Annotated in this window: 15 protein-coding genes; 8 read left to right on the top strand and 7 right to left on the bottom strand. The window is 70.9% G+C overall.

The genetic code is table 11. The features are described 5' to 3' along the window. Positions 1 to 499: 499 nt before the first annotated feature. From KZQ38_RS03840 to KZQ38_RS03830, 3 genes are all read left to right on the top strand, one after another. On the top strand, positions 500 to 1,102 hold the full coding sequence (locus KZQ38_RS03840; protein ID WP_219438386.1) for a histidine phosphatase family protein: 603 nt from the start codon (positions 500 to 502) through the stop codon (positions 1,100 to 1,102). Further along, positions 1,095 to 1,583, top strand: a complete 489-nt coding sequence (locus KZQ38_RS03835; protein ID WP_219438384.1) for a GNAT family N-acetyltransferase — start codon at positions 1,095 to 1,097, stop codon at positions 1,581 to 1,583. Before KZQ38_RS03840 ends, KZQ38_RS03835 begins: the two co-directional genes overlap by 8 nt. 141 nt (positions 1,584 to 1,724) lie before the next feature. Next, complete coding sequence (locus KZQ38_RS03830) at positions 1,725 to 2,090, top strand: DUF5684 domain-containing protein (RefSeq protein ID WP_308258224.1); 366 nt, start codon at positions 1,725 to 1,727, stop codon at positions 2,088 to 2,090. Positions 2,091 to 2,138: 48 nt separating this feature from the next. Here KZQ38_RS03830 and KZQ38_RS03825 read toward each other — a convergent pair whose 3' ends face one another. Continuing rightward, positions 2,139 to 2,915, bottom strand: a complete 777-nt coding sequence (locus KZQ38_RS03825; protein ID WP_257900589.1) for an SAM-dependent methyltransferase — start codon at positions 2,913 to 2,915, stop codon at positions 2,139 to 2,141. Positions 2,916 to 3,074: 159 nt separating this feature from the next. Then, positions 3,075 to 3,467 carry a hypothetical protein gene (locus KZQ38_RS03820; RefSeq protein ID WP_308258223.1) on the bottom strand — a complete coding sequence of 131 codons (393 nt, stop codon included), beginning with the start codon at positions 3,465 to 3,467 and terminating at the stop codon, positions 3,075 to 3,077. A 265-nt stretch (positions 3,468 to 3,732) separates the two neighbouring features. Here KZQ38_RS03820 and KZQ38_RS03815 point away from each other — a divergent pair, with 265 nt between their 5' ends. Continuing rightward, on the top strand, positions 3,733 to 4,677 hold the full coding sequence (locus KZQ38_RS03815; protein WP_219438378.1) for a diacylglycerol/lipid kinase family protein: 945 nt from the start codon (positions 3,733 to 3,735) through the stop codon (positions 4,675 to 4,677). A gap of 227 nt (positions 4,678 to 4,904) precedes the next feature. After that, on the top strand, positions 4,905 to 5,159 hold the full coding sequence (locus KZQ38_RS03810; protein ID WP_015104912.1) for a WhiB family transcriptional regulator: 255 nt from the start codon (positions 4,905 to 4,907) through the stop codon (positions 5,157 to 5,159). 133 nt (positions 5,160 to 5,292) lie between these two features. Here KZQ38_RS03810 and KZQ38_RS03805 read toward each other — a convergent pair whose 3' ends face one another. Then, positions 5,293 to 6,771: a sensor histidine kinase gene (locus tag KZQ38_RS03805; protein WP_219439349.1), complete on the bottom strand. Its 1,479-nt coding sequence runs from the start codon at positions 6,769 to 6,771 to the stop codon at positions 5,293 to 5,295. A gap of 144 nt (positions 6,772 to 6,915) precedes the next feature. Between KZQ38_RS03805 and KZQ38_RS37450 the strand changes: the two genes are divergently transcribed. Continuing rightward, a complete protein-coding gene (locus KZQ38_RS37450; RefSeq protein ID WP_096498094.1) occupies positions 6,916 to 6,990 on the top strand; it encodes a 50S ribosomal protein bL37 in 75 nt (24 codons plus the stop codon). A gap of 720 nt (positions 6,991 to 7,710) precedes the next feature. Here the strand turns inward: KZQ38_RS37450 and rsrA are convergent. Both rsrA and KZQ38_RS03795 read right to left on the bottom strand, forming a co-directional pair. Next, positions 7,711 to 7,998 (bottom strand): mycothiol system anti-sigma-R factor, encoded by a 288-nt coding sequence (gene rsrA, locus KZQ38_RS03800; RefSeq protein ID WP_219438376.1) that lies wholly within the window; start codon positions 7,996 to 7,998, stop codon positions 7,711 to 7,713. Continuing rightward, positions 7,995 to 8,615: a sigma-70 family RNA polymerase sigma factor gene (locus KZQ38_RS03795; protein WP_219438374.1), complete on the bottom strand. Its 621-nt coding sequence runs from the start codon at positions 8,613 to 8,615 to the stop codon at positions 7,995 to 7,997. Before KZQ38_RS03795 ends, rsrA begins: the two co-directional genes overlap by 4 nt. Before the next feature lie 209 nt (positions 8,616 to 8,824). On the opposite strand from KZQ38_RS03795, the gene ybaK reads away from it, so the two are divergent. Next, on the top strand, positions 8,825 to 9,298 hold the full coding sequence (gene ybaK / locus KZQ38_RS03790) for a Cys-tRNA(Pro) deacylase (protein WP_219438372.1): 474 nt from the start codon (positions 8,825 to 8,827) through the stop codon (positions 9,296 to 9,298). Here ybaK and KZQ38_RS03785 read toward each other — a convergent pair whose 3' ends face one another. Both KZQ38_RS03785 and KZQ38_RS03780 read right to left on the bottom strand, forming a co-directional pair. Beyond that, on the bottom strand, positions 9,299 to 9,916 hold the full coding sequence (locus KZQ38_RS03785) for an alpha/beta hydrolase family protein (RefSeq protein ID WP_219438370.1): 618 nt from the start codon (positions 9,914 to 9,916) through the stop codon (positions 9,299 to 9,301). Between the two features lie 37 nt (positions 9,917 to 9,953). Further along, a complete protein-coding gene (locus KZQ38_RS03780; protein WP_219438368.1) occupies positions 9,954 to 10,715 on the bottom strand; it encodes an SOS response-associated peptidase in 762 nt (253 codons plus the stop codon). Positions 10,716 to 10,799: 84 nt separating this feature from the next. Here KZQ38_RS03780 and aroA point away from each other — a divergent pair, with 84 nt between their 5' ends. Continuing rightward, positions 10,800 to 12,065 carry a 3-phosphoshikimate 1-carboxyvinyltransferase gene (gene aroA / locus KZQ38_RS03775; protein WP_219438366.1) on the top strand — a complete coding sequence of 422 codons (1,266 nt, stop codon included), beginning with the start codon at positions 10,800 to 10,802 and terminating at the stop codon, positions 12,063 to 12,065. Position 12,066 lies beyond the last annotated feature (1 nt).

Raw genomic sequence — 12,066 nt, 5'->3', positions numbered from 1 at the left:
GCTGACCAGCGAATCCAGGACCATGGTTGCTCCCAACTACCTCGCCGAACACTGTCCGGGACCCCGTGGGAACGCGCAAACCGAAGCGAAGGGCGGTTTCGGCGCACTTCACGAGGCGCATTCCCGGATTACCGCCGCGGCCCGGTTCAGAATGAATTCGCACCACGCGCCGCACCCGCCGCGCGGATCAGTTCTAAGCCTTCCCCGGCCCGATGCCGCCGAACGCCACCGCACCGCACCCGGCGGGGTCGCGAGCACCGGCCACCCGCCGCACCCACCACCGCCGCCCGGTCCCGCGCCCGCGCCACCCCGCCGACCGACGATCTGAACGACCACCGGCCCGGCACGCCGCGCGCGTCATCAGTTCCGGGCGCGGGCGCCACCCGCCGACGTCCTGGGCAAAGCCGGCGGATTTCACCCGACCGGAGCAACGTCCCGAGCCACCGGCTGTGATCTTCGGCAACAGCGGCCCGGCCCCGGCGACACTACGATCGTCCGGGTGACCTCTCACGTTTACCTGCTGCGCCACGGCCAGACCGAGTGGTCGGAGAGCGGGCGGCACACGGGTCGTTCCGACATACCCCTCACGGACGGAGGGGTGCAGCAGGCGCGGCGGGCCGGTGCCGTGCTCGCGCGGTTGCGCGGCACCGACCGGCCACCCGCCCTGGTGCTGAGCAGCCCACGCGAACGGGCCTGGCGCACGGCCGAGCTGGCCGGGCTGGAGGCCACCCGGACCGAGGACCTGGCGGAGTGGGACTACGGCGACTACGAGGGCCTGACCACGCCCCGCATCCGCGAGGACGTCCCCGGCTGGACGGTGTGGACGCACCCGGTGCCCAACGGCGAGACGTCCGACGCGGTGGGCGCGCGCGCCGCGGCCGTGGTGGCACGTGCCCGGCAGGCGCTCGCGGGTGGTGACGTCGTGCTGGTCGGCCACGGCCACTTCAGCCGGGTGCTGATCGCCGCGTGGCTGGGGCTGCCGCCCGGGTACGGCGTCCACTTCGGACTCGACCCGGCCGGTCTCGCGGTGCTCGGCGAGGAGCGCGGCGATCCCCAGCTGCGCCGCCTGAACGTGCCCGCCTGGGAGGTCGACGTTGACTGAGCCGAACATCCGGCGCATCCGGCCGGGCGACGTGCCCGCCGTGGTCGGGTTGGTCCGCGAACTCGCCGAGTACGAGCGCGCGCTCCACGAGTGCCACCTCACCGAGGAGCAGTTGCACGCCGCGTTGTTCGGCGACGCGCCCGCGCTGCACGGGCACGTCGCCGAAGTGGACGGCCAGGTGGTCGGGATGGCGTTGTGGTTCCTCAACTTCTCCACGTGGCGCGGTGTGCACGGCATCTACCTGGAGGACCTGTACGTGCGGCCGGACCAACGCGGCGGCGGGCTCGGGAAGGCGTTGCTGCGTGCGTTGGCACGGGAGTGCGCGGACCGCGGTTACGCTCGCCTGGAGTGGTCGGTGCTCGACTGGAACGAGCCGGCGATCGGCTTCTACAAGTCGCTCGGCGCGGTGCCGATGGACGAGTGGACCGTGTTCCGGCTCACCGACGAGCCGTTGCGGGCGATGGCTGAAGTGGACGGTTGATCTCGAATCACTCACGTTTCGGCGAAACGGACCCGCCACCACACCGGGCGTTGACATCGTCCCGCGCCATGACCGAGTTCGGGACCCCGATGCGGGGTGACGAGCACCCCGCTCCCGGATGTCGGTCGTGGAGGAAGTTCCGTGAACCAGACCGACGCGTCCATCGGCGTCGTGCCCGTGATCATCAGCATCGCGATCGCGGTGCTCATGATCGCCGCGATGTGGAAGGTGTTCGCCAAGGCCGGCCAGCCCGGCTGGGCCGCGATCATCCCGATCTACAACATGTACGTGCTGTTGAAGGTCGCCGGCCGGCCCGGCTGGTGGCTGGTGCTCTACATCATCCCGATCGTGAACCTGGTGGTCTCGATCATCGTGGCCCTCGACGTCGCGAAGTCGTTCGGCAAGAGCGGCGTGTTCGGGTTCTTCGGCCTGTGGATGTTCGGGATCATCGGCTACCCGGTCCTGGCCTTCAGCGACGCCCGCTACCAGGGTCCCGCCGCGGCGTGACGACCGCGCCGGGCCTCCCGCGCCCCCGATGTGCGGGCGGCCCGGCGCTCAGTCGCGCACGCCCACCGCGCCGTAGCTGACGCCTTCGGCGGCGGACACGACGCCGTCCTCGCCACGCCACCGCGCGGTCGGCACGAGACCCGGCTCCAGCAGCCGGAAACCGGCGAGCATGGGCTCGATCCCGGCCTTCGACCTGGCGACGACCGGCGTCCCGGTCTCCGCCGCCACGCCGGCCAGCTTCGCCACCAGGTCCGGTCGCACGTCGTCGGTGAGGTGGGTGAGCACCAGGTGGCTGCCGGGCGCCATCGCCGCCCGGTAGCGGGCGACCACGGCGGCCGGGCGGTCCGCGTCGGTCAGGTGCGGCAGGATACCCACCATCAGCACGGCCACCGGCCGGGACAGGTCGAGCAGGGACCGCACCTCGGGCGAGCACAGCACCGCGCCGGAGTCCCGGACGTCCGCCTCCGCCACGGCCGCGGTCGGGTTGTCCCGCAGCATCGTGCGGCCGTGGGCGACGGTCGCCGGTTCGTTGTCCACGTACACCACGCGGCACGTCGGGTCGACCTGCTGGGCGACCTCGTGCACGTTGCCGGCCGTGGGTATGCCGGAGCCGAGGTCGAGGAACTGGCGGATGCCGTTGGCCACGCACACCCGGACGGCGCGGCGCAGGAACGCGCGGACGCCCTGCACCACCTCCGCGGTGGGCACGACCTTCATGGCCTGCTCGGCGAACTCGCGGTCGACCGCGAAGTTGTGCGCGCCACCGAGGTAGTAGTCGTAGAGCCGGGCCACGTTGGGACGCTCCGCGTCACCGTTGATGGACATCCGTCTCGGTGGGTTCTGCACCGCGCACCTCACCCTGCCTGATCCCGGAGCGCCTGCCGAACCGTATCCGGCTACTCCGTTCGTGTCCATCCGCCAAACGTGAACACGCAGTGTGATTGTGACTGGTGGGACCCCGGAAATCCAAACGGGTTCCGGTGCTCAGTCCTCGTCGACGCCGAGCGCCCAGCGGCGTGCCGGGTTGGTGAACAGCAGCACGACCACGACCACCACGTACAGGCCGACCAGCGCGCCGTAGAGCTGCTGCCCCGAGGGGCCGTACGCGTACCAGGCCACGCCCAGCAGCAGGAGTTGCACCACGATCGACGGCGTGCGCGCCCAGTGCCGCGCGAGCACGAGGCCGATGCCGGCCGCCAGCACGCCGCCGCCGAGCACCGCGAAGTACACCGCCTCGCCGAGCACGCCGCTCGCGTGGTCGACGCCGAACGACCGGACGACGAGGGCGACCGCGAACACCAGACCGGCGACGCCCTCCAGGGCGGTCAGGACGCCGGCGGCGCGGACCGCGTGCGGGACCTGCTTCGGCTGTGTCACGCTGCGCCTTTCCTCACGGTGCGTACTCGTCACGCATCGTAGGCCACCCGGTTGGCGAGTCCCGTTCCGCCGCCGCGCGAGCGAAGATCGAGGGGTTCCTTGGCAAGCCGGCGGTCGGACCGGGGTGCACTTGCGACGGGACGGGGACCGAGGACCCGCGCTGCGCGCGGGGAAAGGAGACATGGACCACTACAGTGCGCTCTGAAGCCTCCTATCGGGTGACGCGCGACCTGTCGCGGGTCACGCGCTGTCCTACGCTTCAGTAGTGCGCGCACTTCTGGTGGTCAACCCGCAGGCGACGGCAACGACGCCCGGCGGTCGTGACGTGCTGGCGCACGCGCTCGCGAGCGACGTGAAGCTGGACATCGTCGAGACGGCCTACCGCGGGCACGCCGCGGACGCCGCGGCCCAGGCCGTGCCGGAGGGTTACGACCTGGTGGTGGCGCACGGCGGCGACGGCACGGTGAACGAGGTCGTCAACGGCCTGCTGCGTGGCGGCGTGACGCCCGCCGTCCCCATGCTGGGCGTCGTGCCCGGCGGTTCGGCGAACGTCTTCGCGGGCGCGCTCGGCCTCCCGCGCGACCCGGTCGAGGCCACCTACCGCCTGCTCCAGTCGATCGAGCACGGCACCAACCGCAGGGTCGGCCTGGGACACGTCGCCTCGGCGGGCGGCGCGGAGGACCACGACCGGTGGTTCACCTTCAACGCGGGCGTGGGCTGGGACGCGGACGTCGTCGCCGGTGTGGAGGCCCAGCGCGCCAAGGGCCGTGAGGCTTCTCCGTCCCTCTACGTGCGCACGGCGTTCGCGAGTTACGTCAACCAGCGTCGGCGGCCGTCGAAGCTGACCGTGCGCATCCCGGACGAGGAGCCGTTCGAGGACGTCCGGCTCGCGTTCGTCTCCAACACCGATCCGTGGACGTACTTGAAGGACAAGGCGATCCGGCTCAACCCGAGCACGTCGTTCGACGCCGGGCTGGGCCTGTTCGCGCTGCGCGCCCTGGGACTGCCCACAATCACCCGCTACGTCACGCATCTTCTGGCGACGGACGGGAACCCCAAGGGCGGGAACCTGCTGCGGCGCGACGACGTCGAGTTCATCCGGGTGACGAGCCCGGAGCCGGTCAACCTCCAGGTCGACGGCGACCTGCTCGGCACGTGCACCGAAGTGGAGTTCACGTCGGTGCCGCGTGCACTGACGGTCGCGGTGTGACCGTCGTGTGACCGGGTCGCTACCCATACGCGACGTATGGGCTGGTCAACCGGCCACAGAGGGAAAGCGCACGTGAACCCAGTCGATCTTTCGGGTGAGTTCACTCACCGGGTTAGTGCTAACCCCTTGACTTCCTGGCCGTTCGTGAAAGCATTCACAAGCACCCCAAAAACCGACCGCTGACGACCGGCGCGCCTACGCGCGCGCCTAGCTGAGGAGTAGTTCCAATGGACTGGCGCCACCGCGCGATCTGCCGCGACGAGGACCCCGAGCTGTTCTTCCCCGTAGGGAACAGCGGTCCCGCGCTTCTCCAGATCGCCGAGGCGAAGACCGTCTGCCGCCGTTGTCCTGTCGTCTCCGACTGCCTCGCGTGGGCTTTGGAGAGCGGGCAGGACGCCGGTGTGTGGGGCGGGATGAGCGAAGACGAGCGCCGCGCCCTCAAGCGTCGCAACGCCCGCACCAGGGCTCGCAGCAACGCCTGAGCGTCGCCGCGCATAACGCACACGAAGGGCCCGACACCGTGCCAGGTGTCGGGCCCTTCGTCTTGTTGCACACCCTCCCGCATGACCACGTGACTCCGCTGAGGTAGGTCGTCACGTGTGCACGGGGGTTAGTTTAACGCCGTGCCCTGAGGGGCACGCGCAGGACCGCCTCAGTACCGCCTCGGGGCCTCCTCCGCAAGCTCAAACTGCCCCTGAGTTCCGACTCGACCAGGGTGCGGACGATCTGGAGGCCGAGCCTCTCCGTGCGTTCGAGCGAGAAGCCCGGCGGGAGTCCCCGGCCGTCGTCGGAGATCACCACGTCCAGCCACTTGGCCGAGCGCTCGGCCCGCACGACGACCTCACCCTGCTCGCCCGCCGGGTAGGCGTGCTCGAAGGCGTTCTGCACCAGTTCGGTCAGCACCATCACCAGCGGCGTCGCCAGTTCGGCCGGCACGACCCCGAAGCGCCCTTCCCGGCGCACCACGACCTGCGAGTCGGGGGCGGCCACGTCGGACATCATCGGGATGACCTTGTCCACCACGCCGTCCAGGTCGACGCGTTCGTCCACCGACATCGACAGCGTCTCGTGCACCAGGGCGATCGACGTGACGCGCCGGACCGACTCGGCCAACGCCTCGCGCGCCTCCTCGGACGAGGTGCGCCTGCTCTGCAACCGCAACAGCGCCGCGACGGTCTGGAGGTTGTTCTTGACCCGGTGGTGGATCTCCCGGATCGTGGCGTCCTTGGACATCAGCGCCCGGTCGCGGCGGCGCACCTCGGTGACGTCCCGGCACAGCACCAGCGCGCCGGCCGCACTGCCCCGCGGTCGCAGCGGGAGCGCCCGGAAGAGCACCGCGGCTCCCCGCCGCGACTCCGCCTCGATCCTCATGCCGGCCCGGCCGTCCAACGCGGACCTGATGCGCTGGGCGACCTCGGTCGCGTCGAACGGGTCCCCGATGAGCGACCGCGTCAGCGGTGCCAGGTGCACGCCGACGAGGTCGGACGCGTGGCCCATCCGGTGGTAGGCGCTCAACGCGTTGGGGCTGGCGAACACCACCGCGCCGGAGGCGTCCAGCCGGATCAACCCGTCCCCGACCCGCGGGCTGGTGTGCACGTCGGGTGAGGGCTCGCTGGTGGGGAACGTGCCGTCCGCGATCATCTGGCACAGGTCGGCGGCACTGCCCAGGTAGGAGATCTCCAGCGGGCTGGGCACCCGCGGGACGGCCAGGTTAGTGTTCCGGCTCAGCACGGCGATGACCGAGTCGCCCAGCCGAACGGGAATCGCCTCGCGCCGCACGGGGACGCCCAGGTGCCAGCGCGGGTCCTCCTCGCGGCAGATCCGGGCCTCCACCACGGCCCGCCGCAACTGCGGGTGCTCGTCCACGTCGACCGTGCTGCCCACCACGTCCTCGGGGTGCGCGGTGGGCGCCGTCGTGGGCCGGGCCTGGGCGACGCACATGAACGAGGAGTCGTCCAGCGGCACCCACATCAGGAAGTCGGCGAAGCTCAGGTCGGACAGCAACTGCCACTCGGCGACCACCTGCTGGAGGTGGTCGACCTCGACGCCGGACAGCTTGCTGTGCTCGGCGAGCAGATCAGTGAGCGTGGACAGCTACGCCACCACCAATACCCACCCTGAACACCCTCCCGACTCGCATCCAACGGCCCTCCATCCAACCACGCCCGTACCCCTCGCCAACTGCGACGAGCGGCGTGCCACACTGGGGGGAAGCAATCTGAGCACTAGGAGAACCCCATGTCGAAGCGTGCCCGCAAGCGCCGCGACCGCAAGAAGGGCGGCGCCAACCACGGGAAGCGCCCCAACGCCTGACAAGCGCCAGGCACACCCGCGAAGGCCGTCCAGAGCACCCGCTCAGGACGGCCTTCGCGCGAGTTGGGACCCGCAATCGCGCTCGAAGGGGCACTACTTACGACGCCCAGGAGCTGTCCGCACAGCAGGAACGCGCCCGGACCGCCCCGTCGGCGCGAGGAACACGGCGGTCGGCAGAGCGCTAACTATCAGGCAGGCTCCCTGAAAGTTTCAGGGCGGGAGCTTCCAGGGCCACCTCTGCCCGCGCGGGGAAGACAGCGGCCCAACGCGGCGCAGACAGCGGCCCGACGCGACGAACACGGCGGCCCGGCAGGACGCTAACTATCAGGCAGGCTCCCTGAAAGTTTCGGGGCGGGGGAACCTTCAAGACCTTGAGGACCTTCGCGCCTTCGGCCCACTTCGCGCCTTCGGCGCACTCCACGCCTTCGGCGCACTCCACGCCTCCCGTCGTGTTCTCCCCGTATGGCCTGCGCGCCAGCGAACCGCGCTCGTTCCCTGGGTGCAAACACGCTTTTCGTTTGCGCCCGGGGAACGAGGGTGGTTGTCTTGACCAGGTCATACGGGGAGAACACGACGGCGCTTTGACAGTTCTCCTTGGCGGTCTGCCCAGCGGCGAGCGTTCAGCAGTTCACCTGGGCAAACGTTCAGCAGTTCACCCCGGGCAAGCGTTCAGCAGTTCACCCGGGCGAAGAAGCCCGGCAAGGCGGCCGGACCCCAGCGTCACTCCGAGGTGACTTCGACCTCGGTGATCTCCACGGTGGTCTGCTGGTAGATCCGAGCCCGGAGCCGCCGCTTCAACTCCTCCGGCGCGTGCTCACCACCGCACTTCTTCGCGAGCAACGCCTTCAGGTGCTCTTCGAGCCCGTACTGCTCCAAGCACGGGTGGCACTCGTCCAGGTGCGTCTGGAGCAGTTCTTTGCGCCGGTCGTCACATTCGTGGTCGAGGTACAGCCACACCTCGGCCAGCACCTCGGAGCAATCCGTCTCGTGCGGTTCACCGCAGCTCATCGACCCGCCACCTCCGAACCGCGGAGGAACCCGCGCTCACGCGCCACGTCGGCCAACTGCTCGCGCAACTGCCGACGGCCCCGGTGCAACCGGGACATCACGGTGCCGATCGGGGTACCCATGATGTCTGCGATCTCCTTGTAGGCGAAGCCTTCGACGTCCGCCAGGTACACCGCGATCCGGAACTCCTCGGGCAGCCGCTGGAGGGCTTCCTTGACGTCCGAGTCGGGCAGCCGGTCCATCGCGTCCATCTCGGCGGAGCGCAGGCCGGTCGACGTGTGGCTCTCGGCCTGGGCCAACTGCCAGTCGGTGATCTCGTCGGTCGGCTGCTGCAACGGCTGGCGCTGCTTCTTGCGGTACCCGTTGATGTACGTGTTCGTCAGGATGCGGTACAGCCAGGCTTTGAGGTTCGTGCCCTGCGAGAAGGACGCGAAAGCCGCGTACGCCTTGAGGTAGGTCTCCTGGACCAGGTCCTCGGCGTCTGCGGGGTTGCGGGTCATCCGCAGGGCGGCCGAGTAGAGCTGGTCGAGCATCGGCATGGCGTCGCGCTCGAAGCGCGTCGCTCGTTCGGCCGTCGTCTCGTCCGTCGGCAAGTCCTGCGTTCGCGTGGCTGGCACCGCGCTCCCTTCCCACCGCGTGGCGGTGGACGAAGCTGTTGGGGACGCGTTCGAGGATACGCGCCGGTCACCCGGCCGGCAGTGAGCCGAACCACGGGGCGGACGGGTCACTCCGGGCCTGCTGACCTGCTGTTCCATCACCTCGGTTGCCACGTCCACCGTCAACGCAAACTCCACGCGCGACATTCCCCCGACTAGAGTCCGCGATCATGGCCGGACGTGGAACGCCTGCCACGGCGTTGCTGGACAAGCAAAAGGTGGCGCACAAGCTGCACTCCTACGACCACGACCCGCGACACGAGTCGTACGGGCTGGAGGCCGCGGAGGCGCTCGGTATCTCACCCGATCGGGTGTTCAAGACGTTGGTGGCCGAGGTGGACGGCCGGTTGGCCGTCGGCGTGGTTCCCGTCACGGGGCAGCTCGACCTCAAGGCCCTCGCCGCGGCGCTCGGTGGCAAGAAGGCGCGGATGGCGGACGTCACGGCGGCCGAGCGGGCCACCGGGTACGTGGCGGGCGGCATCTCGCCGTTGGGCCAGAAGAAGCGGCTCCCCCTCGCCCTCGACGCGTCCGCCGAGGACCACGGGACGATCTACTGCTCCGCGGGGCGGCGCGGGCTGGAGGTCGAGTTGAACCCCGCCGACCTCGTCCGGCTGACCAACGCGGTGGTGGCCAGACTCACCTGATCACTCCGCGTCCATCGGCCGGAGGATCCGCTCCAGCCACTCCCCCACCGCCCGCCGCACACCTTCGAGATCCGCTTTCAGGTTGTGGTCGCCGGGCAGCACCTCCACCTCCCGGCGGTGCGCGGCGGCGGGCCGGCCGAACGGGTCCTTCTCGCCCTGCACGACGAGCACCGGCACGTCCACGGCGTCCAGCTCGGGCACGCGGCTGCGGTCCGGCTTGCCCGGCGGGTGGACGGGGAACGCCAGGCACAGCACCGCCACCGCCAGCCCCTCCCCCGCCGTCCGGCACGCGACCCGCGCCCCGGACGACCGGCCGCCGAACACCAGCGGGAGCCCTTCGAACCACCGCGCGCCGAGGTCTTCGGCGACGGACAGCCACGCCGCGTCCAACTGCTTGGCGGGTGCGGGCGCACGACGGCCGGCCACGCGGTAGGGCTGCTCCACGAGCGCCACGTGCACGCCCGCGTCGACGGCCGCGCGGGTTGCGGCGACCAGGTCGGGCGCGGCGATCCCGCCGCCCGCCCCGTGGCCCAGCAGCAGCCCCGCGCGTCCCTCCGACGCGCAGTGCAGTTCAGCCCGCGCGGGACCGTGCGGTGTCTCGACCTCCGTGACGGTCATCCCGGACCACCCGACCCAAGCACCAGCACCACATCCCTCAGGACAACTCGAACAACGTCGGTTCGGGCTTCTCCTCCTCGGCCAGCGGCACCCGGTCCAGCAGCGTCGGGTCGTTGTTCCGGATGCTGTTGACCTTCATCGACACCGGGCGCAGCTCGAACGAGTTCACCAGGTCCAGGTCCGGCGCGAGGAGGTCCTTGGGATCGGTCAGGTCCGGGTCGAGCCACGCCGCCCACCGGTCCTCCGGCAGCACCAGCGGCATCCGGTGGTGGACCTGGGTCATCTCGCCGATCGCGTCCGCGGTCAGCACCGCGCACGTGATGACCGGGGTCCGCTCGTCGCCGTTCTGCTGCCACCACACCGACCAGATACCCGCCATGGCGAGGCTGGACCCGTCCCCGGGGTTGATGAAGTACGGCTGCTTGCGGCCTTCGCCGGGCTGCCACTCGTACCAGCCGTCGGCCGGGATGATGCACCGGCGCTTGGCGGCGGAATCGCGGTAGGCGGGCTTGTCGAGCACCGACTCCGACCGGGCGTTGATCATCTTGGCCGCGCCGGACAGGTCCTTGGCCCAGTGCGGCACCAGCCCCCAGCGCATCACGCGCAGGCTGCGCTCCACGACGTCCGGGTCGGCGTTGCCCTCTTCGTCCCTCGGGTGGCGCTCGACGACCGCGACCACCGACTTGGTGGGCGCCACGTTGTAGTCCGGGCCCGGCGCGTCGTCCCCGGTGGCGTCCACCGCGTCGAACTCGGCCGCCAGCAGCGCCGGGTTCTTGGTGGAGGCGTACCTGCCGCACAAAACCGATCACCTCCGATTCGCCATCGTCGCACGTGGGTACCACCGGTGCGAGCCGCGAACTCGCCCATGCGGGATCATCGGGCCATGACTCCGCAGTGGCCCGCTCCCGTCGCCGACGGCCCCGTGCACGCGACCGTACCCGTGCCCGGCTCCAAGTCGATCACGAACCGCGCCCTGGTCCTCGCCGCGCTGGCGGACGGGCCGTCCGCGCTGCACGCACCGCTGCGCAGCCGCGACACCACGCTCATGGTCGCGGCGCTGCGGTCGCTCGGCGTGGACGTGGCGGACGGCCCGGACGGGTCGTGGCTGGTGACGCCGAACCCGCTGCGTGGTCCGGCGGCGGTGGACTGCGGGCTCGCGGGCACCGTGATGCGGTTCCTGCCGCCCGCCGCCGCGCTCGCCGTGGGTGACGTCGTGTTCGATGGCGACGAGCACGCGCGGGTCCGGCCGATGGGCACGATCCTGAACGCGCTGCGCGCGCTGGGCGCGTCCGTCGACGGCGACGCGCTGCCGTTCACGCTGCACGGCAAGGGCGGGCTGCCCGGCGGCAAGGTGGTCATCGACGCCTCGGCGTCGTCCCAGTTCGTCTCGGGCCTGCTGCTGTCCGGCGCGCGGTACGAGGGCGGGGTGACCGTCGTGCACGACGGGAAGCCCGTGCCGTCGCTGCCGCACATCGAGATGACCGTGGCCATGCTCCGCGAGGCCGGGGTCGAGGTGGACGACTCCTCTCCCGACACGTGGCAGGTCTCCCCGGGCCCGATCGCCGCCCGCGAGTGGCACGTGGAGCCGGACCTGTCGAACGCCACGCCGTTCCTCGCCGCCGCGGCGGTCACCGCGGGCGAGGTCACCATCCCCGGCTGGCCCTCGACCACCACGCAGCCCGGCGTGGCGGTCCGGGGCATCTTCGAGCGCATGGGTTGCACCGTGACGCACACGTCCGCCGGCCTCACCGTCACCGGCCCGGCCGCGTTGCACGGCCTGGACGTCGACCTGCGTGACGAGAGCGAGCTGACGCCCACCATCGCCGCGCTCGCCGCGCTCGCCGACAGCCCCACCCGCATCCGGGGGGTGGCGCACATCCGGGGCCACGAGACGGACCGCATCGCCGCGCTGGCCGCCGAGATCAACCGCCTCGGCGGTGACGCCGCCGAGACCGACGACGGCCTCGTCATCACCCCGCGCCCGCTGCACGGCGGGACGTGGCGCGCCTACGCCGATCACCGCATGGCCACCGCCGGCGCGATCATCGGGTTGGCGGTGCCCGACGTGGCGGTGGACGACATCGGGTCCACCACCAAGACGATCCCCGACTTCCCGGGGATGTGGTCCGCGATGCTCGGAGCGCGTTGAC

Origin of the sequence: Saccharothrix obliqua, from assembly GCF_019375475.1 — a bacterium.
GTDB lineage: Bacteria > Actinomycetota > Actinomycetes > Mycobacteriales > Pseudonocardiaceae > Actinosynnema > Actinosynnema obliqua.
This window is presented reverse-complemented; position numbering and strand designations above follow the sequence as displayed.

Coding starts and splice junctions, on each gene's coding strand:
- KZQ38_RS03825 (WP_257900589.1), bottom strand. CDS start 2,915: ATGTCCATCAACGGTGACGCGGAGCGTCCCAACGTGGCCCGGCTCTAC.
- KZQ38_RS03810 (WP_015104912.1), top strand. CDS start 4,905: ATGGACTGGCGCCACCGCGCGATCTGCCGCGACGAGGACCCCGAGCTG.
- KZQ38_RS03785 (WP_219438370.1), bottom strand. CDS start 9,916: ATGACCGTCACGGAGGTCGAGACACCGCACGGTCCCGCGCGGGCTGAA.
- aroA (WP_219438366.1), top strand. CDS start 10,800: ATGACTCCGCAGTGGCCCGCTCCCGTCGCCGACGGCCCCGTGCACGCG.
- rsrA (WP_219438376.1), bottom strand. CDS start 7,998: ATGAGCTGCGGTGAACCGCACGAGACGGATTGCTCCGAGGTGCTGGCC.
- ybaK (WP_219438372.1), top strand. CDS start 8,825: ATGGCCGGACGTGGAACGCCTGCCACGGCGTTGCTGGACAAGCAAAAG.